The organism is Curvivirga sp., assembly GCF_965219885.1.
Classification (GTDB): Bacteria; Pseudomonadota; Alphaproteobacteria; order UBA8366; family Aestuariispiraceae; genus Curvivirga.
Genome location: NZ_CBDCOT010000008.1, coordinates 402818 through 424579, shown reverse-complemented (window position 1 = coordinate 424579; position 21762 = coordinate 402818). Strand labels below are relative to the sequence as shown.

Annotated in this window: 23 protein-coding genes; 6 read left to right on the top strand and 17 right to left on the bottom strand. The window is 41.9% G+C overall.

From position 1 onward, the window contains the following. The first annotated feature begins 89 nt into the window (after positions 1 to 89). From ACOQOA_RS04590 to parC, 3 genes are all read left to right on the top strand, one after another. Entirely contained in the window at positions 90 to 983 is an 894-nt protein-coding gene (locus ACOQOA_RS04590; protein WP_420547472.1) for a DMT family transporter, read from the top strand. Positions 984 to 1021: 38 nt separating this feature from the next. Then, positions 1022 to 1750 (top strand): DNA repair protein RecO, encoded by a 729-nt coding sequence (gene recO / locus ACOQOA_RS04585; protein ID WP_420547471.1) that lies wholly within the window; start codon positions 1022 to 1024, stop codon positions 1748 to 1750. A 102-nt stretch (positions 1751 to 1852) separates the two neighbouring features. After that, positions 1853 to 4081 (top strand): DNA topoisomerase IV subunit A, encoded by a 2229-nt coding sequence (gene parC, locus ACOQOA_RS04580; protein ID WP_420547470.1) that lies wholly within the window; start codon positions 1853 to 1855, stop codon positions 4079 to 4081. A gap of 37 nt (positions 4082 to 4118) precedes the next feature. Here parC and ACOQOA_RS04575 read toward each other — a convergent pair whose 3' ends face one another. The 7 genes from ACOQOA_RS04575 to metC all read right to left on the bottom strand — a co-directional run bounded on the left by ACOQOA_RS04575 (position 4119) and on the right by metC (position 11715). After that, complete coding sequence (locus tag ACOQOA_RS04575) at positions 4119 to 4955, bottom strand: DUF1217 domain-containing protein (protein ID WP_420547469.1); 837 nt, start codon at positions 4953 to 4955, stop codon at positions 4119 to 4121. Positions 4956 to 5077: 122 nt separating this feature from the next. Then, positions 5078 to 6550, bottom strand: a complete 1473-nt coding sequence (locus ACOQOA_RS04570) for an AMP nucleosidase (RefSeq protein WP_420547468.1) — start codon at positions 6548 to 6550, stop codon at positions 5078 to 5080. A 117-nt stretch (positions 6551 to 6667) separates the two neighbouring features. Beyond that, complete coding sequence (locus tag ACOQOA_RS04565; protein WP_420547467.1) at positions 6668 to 7924, bottom strand: adenylate/guanylate cyclase domain-containing protein; 1257 nt, start codon at positions 7922 to 7924, stop codon at positions 6668 to 6670. 96 nt (positions 7925 to 8020) lie between these two features. After that, positions 8021 to 9070, bottom strand: a complete 1050-nt coding sequence (modC, locus tag ACOQOA_RS04560; RefSeq protein WP_420547466.1) for a molybdenum ABC transporter ATP-binding protein — start codon at positions 9068 to 9070, stop codon at positions 8021 to 8023. Position 9071: 1 nt separating this feature from the next. Then, positions 9072 to 9767, bottom strand: coding sequence for a molybdate ABC transporter permease subunit (modB, locus tag ACOQOA_RS04555; protein ID WP_420547465.1), 696 nt, complete (start codon positions 9765 to 9767; stop codon positions 9072 to 9074). Positions 9768 to 9781: 14 nt separating this feature from the next. Further along, a complete protein-coding gene (gene modA / locus ACOQOA_RS04550; RefSeq protein ID WP_420547464.1) occupies positions 9782 to 10474 on the bottom strand; it encodes a molybdate ABC transporter substrate-binding protein in 693 nt (230 codons plus the stop codon). A 62-nt stretch (positions 10475 to 10536) separates the two neighbouring features. Beyond that, positions 10537 to 11715, bottom strand: coding sequence for a cystathionine beta-lyase (gene metC / locus ACOQOA_RS04545; protein ID WP_420547463.1), 1179 nt, complete (start codon positions 11713 to 11715; stop codon positions 10537 to 10539). Between the two features lie 117 nt (positions 11716 to 11832). Between metC and ACOQOA_RS04540 the strand changes: the two genes are divergently transcribed. Further along, a complete protein-coding gene (locus ACOQOA_RS04540) occupies positions 11833 to 12951 on the top strand; it encodes an NAD(P)/FAD-dependent oxidoreductase (protein WP_420547462.1) in 1119 nt (372 codons plus the stop codon). 6 nt (positions 12952 to 12957) lie between these two features. On the opposite strand, the gene ACOQOA_RS04535 is transcribed toward ACOQOA_RS04540, so the two are convergent. From ACOQOA_RS04535 to ACOQOA_RS04495, 9 genes are all read right to left on the bottom strand, one after another. Then, on the bottom strand, positions 12958 to 13362 hold the full coding sequence (locus tag ACOQOA_RS04535) for a DUF805 domain-containing protein (RefSeq protein ID WP_420547461.1): 405 nt from the start codon (positions 13360 to 13362) through the stop codon (positions 12958 to 12960). Positions 13363 to 13436: 74 nt separating this feature from the next. Further along, positions 13437 to 14534: an alanine dehydrogenase gene (locus ACOQOA_RS04530; RefSeq protein WP_420547460.1), complete on the bottom strand. Its 1098-nt coding sequence runs from the start codon at positions 14532 to 14534 to the stop codon at positions 13437 to 13439. A 36-nt stretch (positions 14535 to 14570) separates the two neighbouring features. Further along, entirely contained in the window at positions 14571 to 15620 is a 1050-nt protein-coding gene (locus tag ACOQOA_RS04525) for a GNAT family acetyltransferase (protein WP_420547459.1), read from the bottom strand. 18 nt (positions 15621 to 15638) lie between these two features. Further along, on the bottom strand, positions 15639 to 16487 hold the full coding sequence (gene sseA, locus ACOQOA_RS04520; RefSeq protein WP_420547458.1) for a 3-mercaptopyruvate sulfurtransferase: 849 nt from the start codon (positions 16485 to 16487) through the stop codon (positions 15639 to 15641). A gap of 19 nt (positions 16488 to 16506) precedes the next feature. Next, on the bottom strand, positions 16507 to 17226 hold the full coding sequence (locus ACOQOA_RS04515; RefSeq protein WP_420547457.1) for an alanyl-tRNA editing protein: 720 nt from the start codon (positions 17224 to 17226) through the stop codon (positions 16507 to 16509). Positions 17227 to 17387: 161 nt separating this feature from the next. Continuing rightward, positions 17388 to 18386: a cysteine synthase A gene (locus tag ACOQOA_RS04510; protein ID WP_420547456.1), complete on the bottom strand. Its 999-nt coding sequence runs from the start codon at positions 18384 to 18386 to the stop codon at positions 17388 to 17390. 54 nt (positions 18387 to 18440) lie between these two features. Beyond that, positions 18441 to 19064 (bottom strand): NUDIX domain-containing protein, encoded by a 624-nt coding sequence (locus ACOQOA_RS04505; RefSeq protein WP_420547455.1) that lies wholly within the window; start codon positions 19062 to 19064, stop codon positions 18441 to 18443. 37 nt (positions 19065 to 19101) lie between these two features. Then, entirely contained in the window at positions 19102 to 19521 is a 420-nt protein-coding gene (locus ACOQOA_RS04500) for a cyclic nucleotide-binding domain-containing protein (RefSeq protein ID WP_420547454.1), read from the bottom strand. An 8-nt stretch (positions 19522 to 19529) separates the two neighbouring features. Beyond that, positions 19530 to 19967 carry a Crp/Fnr family transcriptional regulator gene (locus tag ACOQOA_RS04495; RefSeq protein WP_420547453.1) on the bottom strand — a complete coding sequence of 146 codons (438 nt, stop codon included), beginning with the start codon at positions 19965 to 19967 and terminating at the stop codon, positions 19530 to 19532. 242 nt (positions 19968 to 20209) lie between these two features. Here ACOQOA_RS04495 and ACOQOA_RS04490 point away from each other — a divergent pair, with 242 nt between their 5' ends. Together ACOQOA_RS04490 and ACOQOA_RS04485 are read left to right on the top strand one after the other, a co-directional pair. After that, entirely contained in the window at positions 20210 to 20737 is a 528-nt protein-coding gene (locus tag ACOQOA_RS04490; RefSeq protein ID WP_420547452.1) for a response regulator, read from the top strand. A gap of 2 nt (positions 20738 to 20739) precedes the next feature. Further along, positions 20740 to 21261 (top strand): hypothetical protein, encoded by a 522-nt coding sequence (locus ACOQOA_RS04485; protein ID WP_420547451.1) that lies wholly within the window; start codon positions 20740 to 20742, stop codon positions 21259 to 21261. Positions 21262 to 21314: 53 nt separating this feature from the next. Here ACOQOA_RS04485 and ACOQOA_RS04480 read toward each other — a convergent pair whose 3' ends face one another. Then, positions 21315 to 21473, bottom strand: coding sequence for a hypothetical protein (locus ACOQOA_RS04480; protein WP_420547450.1), 159 nt, complete (start codon positions 21471 to 21473; stop codon positions 21315 to 21317). Positions 21474 to 21762: the final 289 nt, after the last annotated feature.

Sequence of the window (21762 nt, the reverse complement as noted above, 5' to 3'; positions counted from 1 at the left end):
TTGTTCCTTGCTTGTTTTTTGAACTCATGGTCTTACAGAAAAATAACGTGAAATTATAATCACAAGCTAAAACAACGCGGGGTTGGTTGATGGTTTTTGCAATTGTTATGTCTTTGGCAGCTGCTTCATGTTGGGCGGTTGGTAGTTTGGTGTCTGTTTATCCTGCAACTGCATTGGGGGCGCCAGCCTTTACCCGTTATCGGATGATCTTTGTTTCCATTATGTTATTTGCCGCCGGTAGCGTTATGGGCGTTTGGGAAAGTTTAAGCCAAACCTATATGATTGAACTGATCATAAGTGGTTTAATTGGTATTTTTCTTGGCGATACAGCTTTATTTGCAACGATGCGTCGAATGGGACCGCGCCGTACAGCGATTCTTTTTGCAATGAATGCCCCCATTACCACTGTCTTGGGTCTGGCAATTTTAGGTGAAGAATTAACACTGTCAATTTTCTTGGGATGCGCTGCAGTAATGGCAGGGGTCGTGTTGGCGATTATCTTTGGTAAAAAGAAATCTCAGCAACATCATTGGGAAGAAGTAAAAGGTAGTCTGGCGATCGGTATCGTATTCGGTATTTGGGCGGCTACTTGTCAGGCGGTAGGTATTATAATTTCAAAACCTGTCATGGATTCTGGTGTGGATCCGGTGGCAGCGTCTGCAATTCGTGTCGCAGTTTCGGCTTTGGCATTATCACTGATGTTACTTACTCCAATGAAACAATTTAGAGCGCAAACACCTCTCTCTAAAAAACTAGCTGGATATGTATTGCTAAGCGGCACATTGGGAATGGGCTTAGGTATGACATTTTTGATGGTTGCTCTACAACATGGAGATAGCGGGGTAGTTGCGACATTGGCTGCAACATCGCCTGTATTGATGTTACCTTTGATTTGGTTAAAGACCAAAGAATTCCCAAGTATGGCAGCGTGGGGTGGTGCTTTACTGGTTGTTGTCGGCACAGGGTTAATCTTGAATGGATAGACTGGTCAAGTATCTTTGAATCGCTTAAATAGTTTCATATGGAGTGGAGAGATGACGCAATCGTCCTTGGGACAAGAAAGCATGGTGAGAATTCGGTAATTCTCAGCCTTTTTACACGTGAACGCGGGCGCCATTCTGGCCTCGTCCGCGGGGCATTTTCAAAGAAAAATCGTGGAGCTCTTCAGGCTGGTAATAAGCTATCGGTGGTCTGGCGCGGACGTTTGGAAGAACATTTGGGTAATTTTCAGGTCGAATTACTTGAGAGCAATGCTGCTCATCTCATTACTGACCCTGGGAAATTGGCGGCTCTATCCACCGCATGTACTATGGTAGAGTTTGGCTTTCCAGAACGGGAACCTCATCCTGAATTATTTGATACTTTGGCGTCTCTAGCTGTAGCTCTTGATCATGATAATTGGCCCTTAATTTACGTGAAATGGGAGGTTGCGCTGTTATCGGAGCTTGGATTTGGATTGAACTTTTCAGAATGTGCCGCAACGGGGCAGTTGGATGATCTTCATTTTGTCTCTCCAAAATCCGGGCGTGCTGTTAGCCGTGAGGCAGGGGAACCTTATAAGGATAAATTATTACCATTACCTCAATTCCTAATCGGGAAAGGGGAAATGAATGATGTGTCTTATCATCAGGCGTTGCGACTCACATGGTATTTCTTTGATCGGCATATGTTTGCCGTCCGCAATAAAGAGATGCCCGATACACGCCAAAGGTTGTTGAAAATCGCATGTGAAATGTTATCCACAGAATAATTTCTGATTCACACAGGAATCTATAGGGTAGATATTGACGTCCTCTTGGCGGCCTCTATACAATATCTGGTATTCATCAATAAATAGGATAAATGGAATTCTATGTCTGAAGAAACGACTGCAGCGGCAGAAATTCGTGTAACCCCATTGGCAGATGCATTAAGTGAGCGATATCTTGCTTATGCTATGTCTACTATCACCTCGCGTTCTCTGCCGGATGTACGTGATGGGTTAAAACCAGTGCACCGTCGCTTACTTCATGCCATGCGTGAACTGAAATTGAACCCCGAATCAGGCTTCAAGAAATGCGCACGTATTGTCGGGGATGTGATGGGTAAATATCACCCACATGGTGATGCCGCAATTTATGACGCGATGGTTCGATTAGCGCAGGAATTTGCAGTACGCTATCCCCTTGTTGATGGACAAGGTAACTTTGGTAACGTTGATGGTGATAACGCCGCTGCGATGCGTTATACTGAGGCACGTATGACAGCCGTCGCCCAAGCGTTGTTACAGGGCATTGATGAAGATGCAGTTGATTTTCGTTCCACATATGATGGCGAAGGCTCTGAACCCGTTGTTTTACCTGCAGCGTTTCCAAATCTATTGGCCAATGGCGCAACAGGTATCGCTGTTGGTATGGCGACCAGTATTCCACCACATAACGTTGCAGAATTATGTGAAGCGTTGTTGCATCTAATCAAATTCCCCAATGCGGGTTTTGATAAATTAATTGATATGGTGAAGGGACCGGATTTCCCAACTGGCGGTATTTTGTGTGAATCCCGTGAAACCATTCAGGAAGCTTATGCAACTGGTAAAGGTAGCTTTCGTGTTCGTGCGAAATATGAAGTTGAAAAACTGAAAGCTGGCACATGGCAATTGGTTGTTACGGAAATTCCCTATCAAGTTCAAAAAGCAAAATTGATTGAAAAAATTGCTGAATTGATTAACAGCAAGAAAATCGCGATCCTTGATGATATTCGCGATGAATCTGCGGAAGATATCCGTATTGTGCTGGAACCGAAATCTCGTAATGTCGAACCAGATATGTTGATGGAATCATTATACCGTCAAACAGATCTGGAAAGCCGCGTTTCGCTAAACTTGAATGTGTTGGCTGAAAACGGAAAAGTACCGAAGGTTATGAACCTTCGTGAAGCCTTACAAGCCTTCCTTGATCACCGTCATGATGTTTTGATCCGCCGTTCGACTTTCCGTAAAGAACAGATCGAACGTCGTCTTGAAATCCTTGAAGGATATTTGATCTGTTATCTGAACTTGGATGAAGTGATCCGCATCATCCGGGAAGAAGATGAAGCTAAAAAAGAGTTGATCAAAGCGTTTAATCTAACTGAACTTCAAGCAGAATCCATTTTGAATATGCGTTTGCGCAGCTTGCGTAAATTGGAAGAAATGGAAATCCGTAATGAGCATGAGAAACTCACATCTGAATTGAATGGCTTGAAAGAGTTGTTAGCGGATGAAAGCCTTCGTTGGAAATCCGTTGCGGCAGAAATTTCTGAAATCCGTAAGACATATGGTGAGAAAACTGAACTTGGTATGCGCCGTACAGACATTGGGGATGCCCCAAGTGCGGTTGTAGTACCACTTGATGCCTTGATTGAAAAAGAGCCTATCACCGTTGTGTGTTCACAAAAAGGGTGGGTGCGTGGCATGAAAGGTCATCTCACCGACTTTAGTGATATTAAGTATAAAGAAGGTGACGGGCCACGCTTTGCTATCCACGCGCAAACAACTGACAAGTTGTTGGTTTTCGCAACAAATGGACGTTTCTACACCTTGGGTGCAGATAAGCTGCCTGGTGGTCGTGGTCATGGCGAGCCGTTACGTTTGATGGTTGATCTCGGTAACGAGGACGACATCGTTCAATTGTTGATCTACAACGAAAGCCGTAAGCTTCTTGTCGCAAGCGATGATGGTCGTGGTTTTGTTGTGAATGAAAAAGATGTGATTGCGCAAACCCGTAATGGTAAGCAGGTCCTAAATGTTGGTGGTAATGTTGAAGCCAAACTTTGTGTGCCTGTGCATGGAGATCATGTAGCTGTAATCGGACAAAACCGTAAGCTTCTGGTCTTCCCAGTGGCTGATATGCCGGAAATGGGGCGTGGCAAGGGTGTGATCCTCCAGAAATATAGAGATGGTGGTATTGCTGATCTGAAAGTCTTTAAAATGGAAGATGGTTTGACCTGGGCATCTGGTGAACGAACTCGCACCGTGACTGATTTAACAGAATGGTTCGGCAAGCGTGCACAAGCTGGTCGTATGCCGCCACCGGGTTTCCCTAGAAATAATAAATTTACTTAAAAAGAAAGGGCGGGAGTTGATCCCGCCTTTTTTATGTTTAAGAAAGCAAATTAAAGATTGCACCGGTTCCTGATCCTCCGCCATAGAGAATAGACATGGCGTTTGGTTTTTGGATTGGACTTGCAATATCTGTATTGTCCAAATATTTGGTAGCCAGATCACGTACATAACCTGCATCTTGAAAATCGTCATAATTGAGTTTGGCATCAAGGGCCGCTTGTTGTTCAGCAATTGGTCGTGACTTCATACTATTTGGGATTTTAAGAGCACCGTACACAACGTCACGAATACGAGCACTTGCAAGAATATCCATACCGCTCTCAATAGTGAGAGATTGACGTTCAAAATAAAAAGCATTACCTGCTGCTGGATTAGATGTAGCGGCCTTTTCCTCAAATTCGATAGAAACCAAAATATCTTTGATTGATTGTTGGTATTCCGGGTCTTGCAGGAATGCTAAACCATCGCTGGATTTTGATAGATCTTGTGCAAGTTTTATAAGGCCACGATCACCACTTTGTAATACTGCTGATCCGGGTTTTTCCGGATCGGATGCAGCAACATCAGCAAAGCGATTTGCATTAGCGGAAAGAATTTTAATTTCATATACGTCAGTTAACGCTTTGTGAATTGTAGGGTCTGCCAAAGCCTCTTCTAACGTTTTTGCATTCGCAGCGGCTGTTTTAAAAGCCTCCATCTTACGGTCGATGCCATGGCGACTTTCAAGTTCCTGCCGTTCCTCCATCTGCTTTGCTGCCATGGAAGTATGCGTTGCTTTTGCAGGAACAACCGGCTTGTTTTGCATTGCTCCAAATAGCGGATTGGAGGAACCATTTGAAAGCAAAATTGCTAATGAAGGGCTTTGGATATCCATTTTATCTTCCCATACGTAAAATTAGTACGAAAAGCTAAGCAAGAGTTGTACCAAGATTGTAAGGAAATTTTTGCCTCAACAAAAAAGGGTAATTCGAAATTTCAAATTACCCTTTTTTATACTTATCTAAATGGTGGCTCGTCGAAACTTCGCAATTTCCGTGAATGTAACGCCTCATGGGTGACACCGTCACGCATATCATCTAAAGCTTTTAGGCAAATCTCCAGATGTTGACTAACGCGTTCCGCATAAAAAGCATTCGCCATACCCGGCAATTTGATTTCACCGTGTAATGGTTTGTCTGAAACACATAACAAGGTCCCATAAGGTACCCGTAGACGGAAACCATTAGCTGAAATCGTGGCGGATTCCATATCAACTGCAATCGCACGAGATTGGTTAAAGAAAGTTGCCAATTCGTCATAACGCAATTCCCAGTTTCGATCATCAGTCGAAACCACAGTGCCTGTACGCACATGTTGCTTCATTGCTGTACCTGATAAATCGGTAACCTGATTAACAGCGTTCGTAAGAGCTACCTGAACTTCTGCAATCGCCGGGACAGGAACCTCAAGCGGTAAGTCGTTATCCAGCACATGATCTAGTCGAGCATAAGCATGGGCAAGAACATAGTCCCCTAATTGTTGTGTTTGTCTTAGGCCACCACAATGTCCCACCATGATCCAACAATGAGGACGTAAAACCGCGATATGATCTGTGATTGTTTTTGCATTGGAAGGGCCCACACCTATATTCACAAGCGTGACGCCCATATGACCATCTTTGACTAAGTGGTAGGCAGGCATTTGTGGCATTTTGGTAGCCACTTCACCATAGGATTCTTCATCCAATAAATTTGGATTGTTGGTGACGCAATTTCCTGGTTGTACAAAGGCACGGAATGTATCGCCTTCTGTAACTTCCCGCATGCCATATTCAATGAATTCATCGACATAGCGCTGATAGTTGGTAAATAGCACAAAGCGTTGAAAGTGATGTGGTGAGGTGCCGGAATAGTGCGCAAGGCGTGACAAAGAATAGTCCACTCGTTCGGCACCAAAAAGAGAAAGTGGATAAGGCTTACCGTTTTCCGCGCGAAATGTTCCATTGGGAATATCATCATCAATCTTTGCCAAATCAGGCATGTGGAACTTTTCCAACATTTGTGGAATTTGTTCCTGACGCAAATCCGCTGTTAAACTTTCAAGTGCAAAGGTAAGTGGAATTTGCCGATCTGAAATCCCGACCCAAACAGGGCCGCCGTGATTTTGAATAAGTAAGGCAATTTGTTCTTGCAGATAGCTTCTATACAGTTGTGGGTTAGTGATCGTTGTACCGAAAGAGCCTGTATTTGGCACGGTACCATAGGCAAGTGCAGATTTCTCTTTATTCGCGAGACTGGGAATATTGATCCATAGATAGGGATAACGCGCATCTGCACGTTCTAGGTCTTCTTTGCCTGCAACAAAACGATCAAAATGCTTTTGAAGAAGCTGTTTGCCATCTTCGTAAATTTCGACAAGACGATCGACTGCTTTAACGGGATCGTCAAAAGCACAGGGGTTATCCATAAAGTTTTCTGGTTTATGTTCCATAAGTATAATCTTTCTTTTTATTATTGTTATGATGCTAATATAAAAAGGAAATCCGCCTATAGACAATAGGCGGATCGCATTAAATTTCTATGAAACAGTTTCAACGAAAAGTGGAAACTAACGCGCAACGGCGCAAATCTCTTGTTTTTCACCAATTCCCTTAAGGTTAAAGAAACCTAAGGATTCGATAGGTTTAGATAATTTTTCTGCAAATTCACGCGACATTAGACGACGACGACCTAGTTCCTTTGTCTTACTTTCAAGTCGTGCTGTTCGATTCACAGCGGGACCCATAACTGTGAAATCAAGTCGATCTGGTGCACCTACATTGCCATAGGTAACAGTGCCTTCATGTAAGCCTACGCCAAAGTTGAAAACTGGTTTGCCTTCTTCTTTTCGGCGTGCATTGATTTCTTCAAGTTCCTTATAGGCCATTTCAGAAGCACTGAAAGCACCTTCTGACGCACCGTATAAACATCCGGTTGAGGAATTTTCCGCAGTGAAGACAATTAACATAGCATCACCGATAAAACGTAGAACTTCACCACCATATTTAGTCACAGAATTGTAAACGAGTTCAAAATATTCATTTAAAAGTTCCAGCAAGTCTTCCGGCGGTAAGGTTTCTGTGAGTAATGTGAAATCACGTAAATCAGAAAACCAAAGAGCCGCTTGAATTTCTTCTCCTTGACCACGCTTGATTTGACCATCAAGGACGCGTTGCCCCGTACGTTTTCCGACATATGTATCAAGCAAGGCGATAGCCAAACGTTGTGTGGCTAATAATTCAACTTTTGCCTGAATATGCTGGGACAAGCGTTTCAATTTTTGAATATCGCAATCAGTAAAGCCTGCTTCGCGATTGGTGCTGATAAACATATTATGAACATCACCAGTACTGGTCAGCATAGGTAGACCTAGATAGTCAGTTGCACCTGTATCGGCAACATCTTGGATAGCTTCATGTTCCTTGGATACATCTATATCTGCAATTTTAAAGCGCACAGGTTCACCTGTAGACATCATGGTATCCGCAGGGCTTCCTTTGAAAGCTTCTGTATCTTTAAATCCATGCCCAATCTGCATGGTTTCAATTTCAGTTCGATTACTTTCCCAGATATAGGACAAAGCTGCGACTTGTGGATGGATTGTCCTGAACGATAGTCGGATACGATCAAGTGGTGCCCCCACATTCAAAAGACTATTACAAAGCGCTTTGAGAAATTCTGCAGGGTCAGTGAAACGGGAATCCTTTGAAATAAGCCAGTCAATCACAGGTGCCAAAGGCCAACCCTCACAGCCACCAAGAACTAGGCGGGCTTGATCTTCTAGGGCAATTTCTTCGAACTGATCAGTATTTTCGGTATCAAGCATGATAGTAATCCTTTGCTATCAGCATAGCGCAGAGAATAATTCAGGGGAATGAAATAGTTAAATATAAATTTTAGGAAAGGGGTCTTGGCTTGTAACTTAGTTTTCAAGTGTGACCGATTTCACAAGACAGAATATAGGTTTATTCTTTTCAATTCCAAGGGCTTGAATAGATTTTCTTGTAAGACGTACAATCATTATCTCGTCACCACAATTTACGTGAACATAACTATGTGTCTGATTTACATCAGTAATTTTTGAGATGGTAGCAGATAATCTAATAAGTGTTGAGATGCCTTCAGGAATGGATGTCGCGAGAGTTATATCGCGGGCTCTCACACGAAGGCGGATAGGTGATCCTATCTCATCTTTAATGAGTGGGACAGGAATGATACCACCTGAAAATTCAAGATCTGTTAATCCAAATTCATGATCGTGACTTTTTACAATCACGTTTAATAAGTTACCAGCATCAAATCCGTCTAACTGGTCGGCATATTTTGGGTTGGTCATCATGTCTTGGGGAGAACCAGCCCCTAAAATCTTGCCATTATTTATCAATATGAGTTTATCAGACAGCTGACATACTTCATCGAAGGAATGGCTAACATAAAGGATAGGACATTTAAAATCAGTTGCGATGCGCCGCAATAAGGGCATGATTTCTTTCTTAAGCTTGTTATCAAGCGAGGAGAGAGGTTCATCCATCAACAACATCTCTGCATTGGAAAGTACTGCACGCGCAATCGCTACGCGTTGAGCTTCGCCGCCTGATAGGTTGGATGGTTTTCGATTAAGTAAATGTCCAATATTTAAGAGGTCTATAATTTCATTGCGATCAGGTGCGTCAAACCGTGCAGGATGTGATCCATAAGATAAGTTTTTTTCCACGGTCATATGGGGAAATAGGCAACTATCTTGAAAGACATATCCAAATCTGCGGCCCTCTGCGTGGCGGTGTGTAATATCTATATCATTTAGAATGATCTGTGAGGAATCAGATGTATCCAAACCCGCGATGACGTTGAGGATAGAAGATTTGCCCGAACCAGAAGGACCGAACAGGGTCGTGATACCTTCTGGAGCACACTTAAAAACAGCATCAATTTCAATACCTTGGCGTACAGATTTTATTGTAACATCTAACATCTCATGACTTCCCTAATTGTTGGCGAGCTTTGCGCGCCATAATTTCGGAAAAAGTTATCGCCGCTAAAGCCAGAACGGCAGAGATGATTGCTAATCGATACGCGCTTGCTTCTCCATCTGGTACTTGTGTCATTGTATAAAGGGCCAGAGGAAGAGTTTGTGTCTTGCCGGGAATGTTTGAGACGAAAGTGATCGTTGCACCAAACTCACCCAAACTACGTGCAAAGCCCAAGATCGTCGCACCAACAATCCCGGATATGGAAAGAGGAAGAGTGATAGTAAAGAAGGTTTTTAAACTGGAACTGCCTAAACTGCGCGCCGCTTTCTCCAGCTTTGTTGGTACATTTTCAATTGCTAACTGGATAGATCGAACCATCAGTGGTAGGGCCATCACGGCAGCTGCGAGTGCAGCTCCCTTCCAATTGAAGGCAAAACTGATCCCAAATAGATCATGCAGCCAACTACCAATATAACCTTGTTTGCCAAATGCAGTGAGTAGAAATAAGCCTATGACGACAGGAGGCATCACCAATGGTAGATGAACGATACCAAGTAGAAGGTTGCGTCCTTTAAATTGGCAGCGTGCGAAAAGCCAGGCCAGGAATAGAGCAAGAGGCAAGGTTAAAAGAGTCGCAATCAAGGCGATCTTTAAACTTAAGCCAAGTGCAGCCAATTCAAATTCAGAAAGTCCAAACATTTTGCAAGTATTGCTTAATTTTGAAGGGGTTGAAAGCCATATTTCTTCCAGGTTCTTATGGCATCTGTATCGGATAAATTATCGAAAAGAGATTTTGCTTCTGAATTTATCTGGTTTTCCTGAGTAAGCAGAAGGGCTTGATAAAGAATAGGTTCATGGCTGTTTTGGGGTAAGACATCAACCTGATGTATATTTTGTGCGTTTAATGCATCACTTTTGTATACGATTCCATAATCAGCAGCGCCTGATTGAACCAGATAAAGAGCCGCACGTACATTTGAACTTGGCGCTAGTTTATCTGCTAACCCTTCCCAGAGATTAAGATATTCCAGACTTTGTTTTGCATAGATACCAGCTGGTGTATGAGTAGGATCGCCAATTGTTACAAAGAAATCATTGTCACGTTGAAAGAGCTCTTTAATGGTTTGTGTCTGTGGTCGGTAGCTGACTACAACTAAACTATTACTTAAGAACGTTTTCTCATTTACTATAATGTCTGATATGGCGGTTTTGAGCCAATCTGCCCATTTAGTATTTGCTGAAATAAATATATCAGCTGGGGCACCTGATGCGATTTGCCTTGCAAGGGCACCGCTACTTGCAAATGAAAACTGAGGTTTGATTTTTTTGCTTTGTGCAATTTCATCTAATGCAGCTGTGAGACTTGCAGCTGCAAAAACAGTTGGAGGCGTTTCTGCTTTAGCCACAGAAATGCCCCCGATTAAAGAACTGATAACAGCGATGATTTTGCTGTTGAATAGTTTCATCATTAAGCCTGTTTTAAACGCTCAAAACCAGCCTCTAGATCAGCAATAAGATCATCCACATCTTCAAGGCCGATATGAATACGCATGGTCTGACCTTCTACTTCCCAATTCGTTGCAGTGCGAATTGGACGTGGGTCAACTGGAATAAGCAAACTTTCAAAGCCACCCCAACTAAAGCCCATACCGAAATAATCCATATGATCCATCATATTCGCCAAGGCGTTGGTGGATGGCTGTTCCATAATAAATCCGAATAGACCAGATGCGCCTGTGAAATCACGTTTCCAAATCTCATGCCCCGGATCTTCTGGCAAGGCAGGATGCAGGACTTGTTTTACCTCTGGACGGGACTTTAACCAATTGGCAACCTTGATACCATTTTCCTGATGTTGGCGTAAACGTGTTCCCATACTGCGCATGCCACGTGCAGCTAGGTAAACATCGTCAGGCCCAACATTATTGCCAAGTAAATAGGCTGCTTCATCTACTTTTTTATATGTTGCTTCGTTACAGGCAATTGTGCCCATTAATGCATCAGAATGGCCAACGATATATTTAGTTGCCGCTTGCACAGACATATCGGCACCATGCTCAAGTGGTTTAAAGAAATATCCGCCTGCCCATGTGTTATCGACAATGGTGACAATATTGTGTTTTTTTGCTTTTGTAATGATGGCAGGGATGTCTTGCATTTCAAATGTCCAACTTCCCGGAGCTTCCATGAAGATAACTTTGGTTGTGTCGCGGATGAGGGAAGAAATCTCAGAGCCAATTGTCGGATCGTAATATTCAACTTCTACACCAAAACGGCTTAGGAATTTGGACATAAAGTTACGGCTAGGACCATAAACACTATCAGTCATCAAAACATGCGATCCAGCTTCGGTCACTGAAAGAACAGCTGTGGTTACAGCTGATAGTCCGCAAGAGGTTAAAACCGTACCATGGGCACGTTCAAGTTCGGTAACGGCATCAGCAAAAGCAAAAGTAGTTGGTGTGCCGCGACGGCCATAGAAAACATCTGTATGAGCCGCAGGGTTGTTATAGACCTCAAGGGTTGGAAACAAGATTGTGGAGGCATGATAAACAGGCGGATTAACAATACCTTTATTTTCAAAAGGCTTACGTCCTGCATGTGTCAAAACTGTATCATCATGTCTGTTCTTTGTATTGCTAGCCATTTCCGAACCCTTTACCTTAACAATCAATTGTTTCATTCGCTAAAATCGTGATAGCAGTGCCTTACATAACTGGCAAGTAAACAAGCATATTTTGAAAAGCACAGGACTAAATCAATCATGGAACATATGGATACAGTGGTTATTGGCGCTGGTGTTGTTGGGTTGGCAATTGCACGCAAACTAGCGTTAGCAGGAAACGACGTGTTGGTCCTTGAATCCGAGTCTGCGATTGGAACAGGGACATCTGCCCGAAATTCAGAAGTGATCCATGCCGGTATTTATTATCCTAAAGGCAGTTTGAAAGCGAAATTCTGTGTTGAGGGTAAAAGGAAATTATATGAGTTTTGTGAAAGCCGAGGTGTTGAGTTCAAGAATTGTCAAAAACTAATCGTCGCAACAGATGAGAGGCAATTGAACGGTTTACCTGCCATTAAACAAAAGGCAGAAGAAAATGGTGTTGATGATCTAGAGTTTCTCACATCGGATCAGGCAAAGGCGTTAGAGCCAAATTTATCGACGGCAGGGGCTTTGTTATCTCCATCAACAGGGATCGTGGATAGTCATGGATTGATGTTGGCCTTCCAAGGAGAAGCAGAAGATCATGGGGCTATGATTGCCTTTAACGCACCATTGATTTCCTCAGAAATTCAAGCGGATGGTATTGTTTTAAATATAGGTGGTGACGCCCCTATGAAAATCAAAGCCCGACAGGTGGTGAATTCAGCAGGGTTGTTTGCCCCAATGCTGGCGGCCAATATGGATGGCCTTGATGAGGCTTTTAAACCAAAGGCTTATATTTGTAAGGGCAATTATTTTACTTTAGCGGGGAAAAGCCCGTTTAGTCGCTTGATTTATCCAATGCCAAATGAAGCTGGCTTAGGCGTCCATATTACGGTTGACCTAGGAGGTCAGGCGAAGTTTGGGCCTGACACGGAATGGTTAGATAAAGACTTGCCAGAATTAGATGACTATCCGGTCAATCCTTTACGTGGTGAAAGTTTTTATGAGGCGGTGCGTAGCTATTGGCCTGATTTGGAAGATGGCGCCTTACAAGCGGGCTATTCCGGTATGCGTCCGAAGTTAGTTGGGGCGGGGGACGCGGCTGGTGATTTTAAAATAGATGGCCCCGAAACGCATAACATTCCGGGGCTTGTCAATCTATTTGGTATTGAATCACCGGGATTAACATCCTCTATGGCGATTGCTGACTATGTAGAAAGTTTGCTTAAGGGATAGTAGTGTTTAATCTCTAACGCTTTTGGCTTGTTCACTTCGTTTCAAAAGTAAGATCAACGTAGTGACCAAATTTACTATTGGTATTGTAGAAAGAAAAGCAATTCGTTTTCCCCAACCAGCATCTCGTGCGCGTCTAACGTACTGTTGCATAAAGGGATATAAAAGAACAAACATCCCTAAATAACATAATAGGATTGTTACGACCCCAGAAGCGCCTTCCAGCTCATTAAATTTAATGAATACTGGAAGGCTATAATATCCCAATACCCAAGCTAAAAAATTTAACCTGGTTGTTCTTTTGTTAGAGTTTTCATTTTTAACAGCAAAAGTCGGTAAATATATTATCGTTATTAATATAATTACGATTACTAATATTGTGACAGTTGCATGTAAAATTGAAAGTATATCCATTGTCCGACTTCATGTAACGTTGTCGCATAGAGTTTATAACCGTCAACGAATACCAAGTCGTCTTGAAAATTATTTTATGAACTCAAGAACACATTGGTTTCAACACGGTCACGTCCTTGAACACGTGCTGTTTCAGCATGTGTTAGAGTACCTTCAGCACATACTAAACCGCGTGCAAGATACGCATTTTTCTTGCAGGCTTCTTTCCATCCATTTTCGATCATGCTTTTGATATGGATGTAAAGCGCACGGCTATATCCCGCACTTGCTGCTACTGGAACAGACCCTGGGATGTTATCTACACAGAAATGCAAAATACCTTCTTCACGATAAGTTGGGTCTTCCCATTTTGTTGCACGACATGTTTCAACAGCACCACCCGGATCACAGGAAATATCGGAAATAACAGCGGTCGGCTTCAAGCGTTTCAAATCTGCACGGGAAATGAGATGATCATCGCGATGCTTTGGCCATAACACGCAATTCACGATCAAATCATAATCACCCATATCAGTGTTAAAATCGTCAATATGTGCGGTTGAGAAATTACTATGGTCCCAATCTTGTTCCGTACGGTAACGAATACCATCGGAAATGTCATAGCCGACAACTTCGATACCTAAAGATAAAAGCACACGTAAAGCACCACGCCCCACATTACCAAGGCCAATCACAGCTGCTTTGATTGGTTGTGATCCATAATGACCATAGAAGTGACGACCAGATCCACCATGTGGTGCAAAGCAATAGCGGATGCCTTCAAACGCGCCAACCTCACCAGCCAAAGCACAATTTGGGGAGCCGAATTCATGACAATCCTCTGCGGCAATGGCTGTAAGTCCCTTTTCTAACAAAGCATCAACTTGTCCCGGTAGGGCAGCAGGGTGAATATTTGTAAATAAGATATGGTCTTCGCGAAGAAGTGGATATTCAGCTTCTAAAAATTCTTTCACTTTTACAATCAATGTTGCACCACCATAAACGGATGCCGCATCCGGCATGATTTCCGCACCAGCTGCTTTATATTCTTCATCGGTTACACCGGACAGAATACCTGCATTGGTTTCGACCAATACCTTAACACCTGCATCAGTAAGTTGTTTTACCTGTTCAGGCATTTGGGCAACACGGCCTTCTTGTGGTTTGATTTCCTTAGGGATACCAACAATCATTTTATTATCCTTATGATTTACTCTTAAATTTTAATTTTACGGGAAAGCTGGCATCGGTTGTGCCAACTCTATATCTTTTGGAATGACGCCAATTGTTCTTGGGTCTGTAATCACTTGTGTTTCGCGTTGATACACGCTGAAGCCAGCTTTTTGATAAGTAGGCAAGGCAGAAGGGTGATCTAACGTACAGGTGTTTAATTGCACACGGACGGGTTTGCTTGGATGATCCCAAGCGGTCCGGACCGCAAAGTCTAGTAGATAAGGTCCTAAACCTTTCCCAATGAAATCAGGAAAGAGACCAAAATAACCGATTTCCATCGTTTGCCCTCTATCCTCATGGTTCCCTAGATTATCTAGTTGCACCCAACCCGCGGGAATGCCTCCAACAGATAGCAAATATTGATCAGTCGTTTCGCGTGTGACGATTTGTTCAATTTCACTATCTTCTGAGAGGCGTTTTTCCCACCAAAGCCATTTTTCACCGATGCTGTTATAGAGATATCTATAAAAATTGACCGTGCAGTCATGAAGTTTGATCAAAGTAACAGGAACGCCCTGCTTTGGAAGAGGGCGAGCTGATCCTTTAGGTCTCTCAGTCATTTCCAGATAACTTATGACCACAGGGATTTGATTATCCGTATCGTTCTCTGAAGGTAGCGCTGGCGGTTCTTTTAACCATTTCACCATCAAAGTACGATCTTCGCTGTGATAACCCCAGCTTTCATAGATCGACTTGACCCGTTGGTTTTCCGGGCGGATCATTAGCATAACTTTGGCACAGCCTTTGTCCTTTAATACACGCTCCGCTTCTATAGATATTTGATGACCAATACCCTTACCTTGATGGTTTGGATTAACGGCTAAATAATATACCCAACCACGATGACCATCAAAGCCAAGCATGACTGAAGCAATAACCTTGTTATTGTCTACAGCGACGAGGATGTCACTCTCCTTGGCATTTACTGCAGTTTCAATATCGGCCGCTGGATCATTCCATGGACGCGTAAGGTCACATTTCTCCCATAAATGCAGAATATCTGTTAGATCATCATCATTATAAGAACGTATAGAAAGATTGGTCATGAGATTTGAAACTCAAAATTAAGGTTCGATCGGGGTTTCGCGATGACCACCCCATTCAGTCCAACTGCCATCATAAACAGCTGCGTCTTCTTTGCCGATAAGATAAAGAGCAAAAGAGAGAACACATGCAGTCACACCTGTACCGCAGCTGGTTATAACGGGCTTATTAAAGTCCAATCTCTCAGCCTCAAATAATGATCGAATTGAAGCTTCATCTTTTATTGTTTTCGCTTCGGTCAAAATGTCCGCAAATGGTAAATTTAGAGAACCCGGAATATGTCCGCCGCGAAGACCGGGTCTTGGTTCTGGCACTTCTGCATTAAAACGATTTCGTGCGCGGGCATCAATCACTTGCGCTTGCATACTTTCTAAATTCACCTGAACATCAGATAGAGATTTAATCAGTCCAGATTTAAAATTTGCCGTATAATTTGTTGTTTGACGTGTGGGAACTTTATTATCCATTGGTCGGTTTTCAGATTCCCATTTTAAAGAGCCGCCATTTAAAATCGCAACATTGTCATGTCCAAAGCATCTAAACATCCACCAAACGCGGGCTGCAGAGAATAAACCGTAAGAATCATAAACAACGATCAGGTCTTCGTTGCTAATCCCCATCTTGCCAAGCGCGCTGGCAAAGTCATCAGAAGAAGGTAGCATATGTGGAAGATCGCTTTTTCCATCTGATACCACATCAATATCGAAGAAGATCGCACCTGGAATATGTTTTTCTTTATATTCTGCTTTTGCATCACGGTTCAGATTCGGCATATGCCAGCTGGCATCCAGAATTGTGATTTTTGGATTATCAATATGTGCTTCAAGCCAGTCTGCTTCGACTAAAGCATGTGCGTTTACATATGGCATTAATTTCTTTCCCCTTAAATTAAGCCGGATCAAAGACAATATTCACGCGACGATTACGTTTGCCTTTGTTTTCAATTTTTGACACTAGAATTCGACCAATTTCGCTGGTTCTTTTAATATGTGTGCCACCGCAAGGTTGAAGGTCTACATCTTCGCCAACTTTGACAAGACGTATTTGTCCTCCAATACGTGGTGGTTGAACAGACATGGTACGGACTAAATCAGGGTTAGCATCCAATTCATCTGTGGTGATATGCATTGTGCCTGTCTCATGATCAGCCTCAATTAAGGCATTCATTGCTTTTGTAATTTCTTCTTTGTCTAGCGTATGTTCGCCGATATCAAAATCCAGACGGCTTTTTTCTGCACCGACCTGACCACCAGTCACACCACAAGGAACAACAGAACACATCAGATGCATGGCGGAATGCATACGCATATATTTGTAACGGGTTTCCCAATCAATCTCGGCACTCACTTTTGTGCCGATAGAAGGTAAGTCTTGTCCTTCGGCAGGGACATGAATGATGTCGCTATTTTCTTTAGATTTCACAGTAGTTGCGATTATAATTTCTTTTCCGTCAGCAGTTCTTAAAACGCCAGCATCACCAGGTTGACCACCACCTGTTGGATAAAACACGGTTTGATCAAGGATGATACCATTTAACTCATTGATTTCCGTAATAGTCGCGTCACAGCTTTTTAAATACGAATCTTCACGAAAAAGATCTTTTGTCATTCTAATGTCTCCCAGATTCAGATCCATGTCATATTATTTTTTATGTTGGATTGCATTGTTTAAAATTGCGCCAACAAGGTCAACTTGAATATGAACCAGAATAAAAAAAAGCGGTCACAGTGTTTGTGACCGCTGGTAAACATTAACTTAATTTTTAAGGATTATAACCATTCCGGATAAGGAAGGCCTTGTTCCTTTAAGAATTCTGGATTGTAAAGCTTTGATTGGTATCGTGTGCCATAATCGCATAAGATCGTTACAATGGTTTTTCCTGGGCCCAGTTCTTTTGCTAGTTTCATTGCGCCAGCCACATTAACTGCGGAAGAGCCACCAAGACATAGACCTTCTTTTTTCAAAAGATCAAATACGATAGGAAGAGCTTCCGCATCAGTTACACGGAAAGGATGGTCGACCTCTAAACCGTCAAGATTGGCTGTAATACGACCTTGACCAATACCTTCAGTGATTGATGTACCTTCAGCTTTTAATTCGCCGTTTTTATAATATTCATACAAAGCAGCTCCTCCTGGATCAGCAATGCCAATTTGAATGTCCTTATTGCGTTCACGTAACGCGTCAGCCGTACCTGCGAGTGTACCACCTGTCCCAACTGCGCAGATAAAGCCATCTACTTTACCATCAGTTTGTGACCAGATTTCAGGACCAGTTGTTTCAAAATGGCCTTGGCGATTGGCTACATTGTCAAATTGGTTTGCCCAAATAGCGCCATTCTCTTCACTTGCTGCAATTTCTTCAGCCAAACGGCCTGAATATTTCACATAATTATTTGGATCTTTATATGGAACTGCTGGGACTTCACGTAAATCAGCGCCCGCAAGGCGCAACATATCTTTCTTTTCCTGAGATTGTGTTTCAGGAATAACGATCACAGTGCGATATCCTAATGCATTACCGACGAGTGCAAGGCCAATACCTGTATTACCTGCGGTGCCTTCAACAATAACACCACCTGGCTTTAGCAAACCTTTTTTCTCGGCGTCTTGGATGATGGCCTTGGCTGCGCGGTCCTTTACAGAACCACCCGGGTTTAAGAACTCAGCTTTACCAAGAATTGTACATCCAGTCGCATCGGACGGACCTTTTAGTTTGATAAGAGGGGTATTTCCTACCGCATCAAGAAAATCAGCTCTATAATCCATTATTTTTGTGTCCTTTACATTTAACTACACTTAAATAATAAAAAAGAAATAAAATTACAAGTCCAGACTCGATTTTTTTAAAGCCAACCATTGGATTGTTGCGACGAGGGCGAGGTTGGAAAATTTTCCATCAAGTGCGGCTTGTAAGGCATGATCAAAATCAACAGCAAAAGCGCGTATATTCTCCGCTTCATGCTCCACCCCATGGATACCACCGGCATTTTCAGTGGAACATATCCCCACAAAACATTCCATTGTTTCAGAACTACCGCCACCTGTGGGGTAAAATAAACCAGTTTTGAAGAGTTTAGTGATTTTACAACCTGCCTCTTCAATGCTTTCACGAATAGCGACATCTTGCCCTGTTTCACCTTCATCGATGATACCGGCGACAGTTTCTATACACCAGCAATTCTCATCCTCTGCGGCAAAAGGGCCGGGGCGGAATTGTTCTATTAAAATGATTTCATTTCTAACGGGGTCATATGGTAGACACACAGCTGCATGTCCACGTTCAAATATTTCTCGCGTGAACGGGCCGACATCTTGTCCATCAAAAGATTTATGGCTGAATGTATATCTATCTACCTGAAAATACTCTTTAAACAGAGTTTCTTTCTTGTGAAGCGTTACATCTTTTCGTGTGAAACTAGGGGAAAAGGCAGGTGTATTGGGCATGTCTATTCATTTCTATATGTAACTGTTTATTTAAATATTATTTATCTTCCAATGATAAGGCATCGGTAAGTGAATCTAATTCTTCTTTTTTTGAGGAACGGCTCATCTTGTCAATGGATTGCATGTTACCTTGTAAGATACGAAATAACGCAGCAATAAATGGATCTTCATTATTCAGTTGTTTGAATAAATTGCGTTTATTAACGGCCACACATGTTACTGAAGTCATTGCTCTTGCATAGTATTTTCTTTTTTCAGATGATATCAGAGCCTGTTCACCAAAGGCATATCCTGCACTTAAGAGTTTTATCCGTTTTTCATGCTCTCTTTCATCAATTTCAAATAATTCAACAGTTCCATCATGTATGAGAAATATTTCATTTGAGCTATCGCCTGCTTTGAAAATCAGTTCATTTGGCTGGAATGTGTTTTTAATGAGCGTACGTGCGTCTGACATGATGGATATCATTCATTGAATAGATGATTTTTAAGGTGAGGGATATTATCCACCTTAATAGGTTTTAATTCCACATCATGAGACATACTACGCAACATACGAATCATGACCATAAGCATCATTTTTGTCACAGGATTTGATTTACTTAATTTTTTTTTCACTGTTTCTTCTGGAATTGAGATAACAACTGTTGGCTCATCAGCAACAGCAGTTGCCATTCTTGGCGAATTATCCATTAAAGCCATTTCGCCAAAGATACCTCCAGTTTCAACAAAACCAAGAGTTCCCTTGTTGCCACTGGACATATTTTTGATGATGCGAACACGACCACGTTGGACGACATATGCTTGGGAACCTTTATCTCCCTCATGAAAAATGATATCGCCCTGAGCAAAGGTTCGCCTATTTAATATTCGCCCTAATGCTGGGTCATCGTGGATAGTCACGAAAATCCCCCCTTTCCACACTTTCTTGGAATTGTAGTAGTTTAAGTACTTAAATGTGTAAAAAATATAAAACAACCAACCGCACCTAAAATATAGATAGATATAGGAAACCGGAAGAAAAAAATAAGCTATCTGATACGTGAAATAAAAATTATAAATATTAATATAATATAATATTATTATATAAAATGCTTTATTCTATGTTAGTATAGAAAATCATGACTTCAATTGCGAATGGGGGAATGAGTAATTCAATGAATACAAAGAGGTATGACTTTAGAAAACTGCGTATTCTAGTTATTGATGACTGTAAGTTTATGCGCAAAGTCATGGATAGAATGTTGCGAGTATTGGGTGTGGAACATGTAGGTTTCGCAAAAGATGGGTATGATGGTCTCCATGAATGCTATAATTTTAAACCTGACATCGTCATTTCTGATTGGGAAATGTCTCCGATGGATGGGGAAGAATTTGTAGAAAAATTACGGAATGATGAGACCTCACCAGATCCTTTGATTCCCGTTATTATGCTGACCGCTTATACAGAAAAGCGACGTGTTTTAGCGGCTAGGGATTTTGGTGTAACCGAATTTGTAGCAAAACCGGTTTCGGCACGAGTACTATATTCTAGATTAGTTTCGGTAATTGAGAATCCACGAAGTTATGTTCGCTCAAATAATTTTTTTGGTCCGGATCGTAGGCGATTAAGATCAATGTATAGTGGCGATGAGCGTCGATATGTAGAAACAGCGTCCAATAGTAAGAAGTGAATATGTCAATAAAAACTCAAATCCCTGATAAAATTGATGATGTGTCTTCTATTTCGACAGATAATCTTCGAAATTTACGAGATATTGTACCGGATTTTGGCGGCGTCGACCCAGAAAAAGCTTTTGCAGAAATTGATGAAATTTTCCTCGAACTAAAAGATGAATATGCGGATAAACTGGGCGAAGACATATTAGAAATAGAAAGATTAACGTCACTTTTTAGGGAAGATAATAATATAAGTCATTTAGACTCTGTATATTCTATTGTTCATAACATGCGTGGGCAGGGAGGGTCTTTCGATTTTCCACTGATCAGCGCAATTGGTACGTCGTTCTGTAAATATGCTGCTAATCGTAAAGATAAGGAAAATTATTCATTCCCTCTCATTCTTCAGCATTTAGAAGCAATTAAATTGGTTTATAAGGAAAATAGAAAAGGGGAAGGAGACCAGACGGCACAAGCTGTGGTAAATGCACTTGCACAAGCAGTGGAAATTTTTTTGGAAAAAGAGAAAAACAGTTAGAAACAAAAAAGCCCGGAAAATTCCGAGCTTTTATATGCAAAATTTGGCTAGATTTATTTTGCTGTCGCAATATGCCCATAGACAAATAATAGGCAGGCAACAAAGACGAACATTCCACTCCAAGCCATTGTCGCATCAATCGCTTGGCTAGCTGTAACAAGGCCCAGGAATGAAAGTAGGGCCATAAGAATTCCGACGATCCAGTTAGACATTTTGAATATCCTTTAAATTAAATGTCACTTACATACCGCAGTGCAAATTCATCATAATTTTACGCAATTTTAGGCAAACAGTAAAGTCACTGTCATTGCGTTGCAAAATATAAGTGTGATCACACAAAGGTAGTCTTGATTGGTTAAATCTTTTGCACATTTAACAGCATCTTTCTTTCATGACTTTGACATGGGTCAATGTTGCAAAGCGGAATCTTGGACTATTAGTGTGTCCGATTAATAGTATGCCCTGATACTGGGATAATATCAGGACAATAATTTATAACCT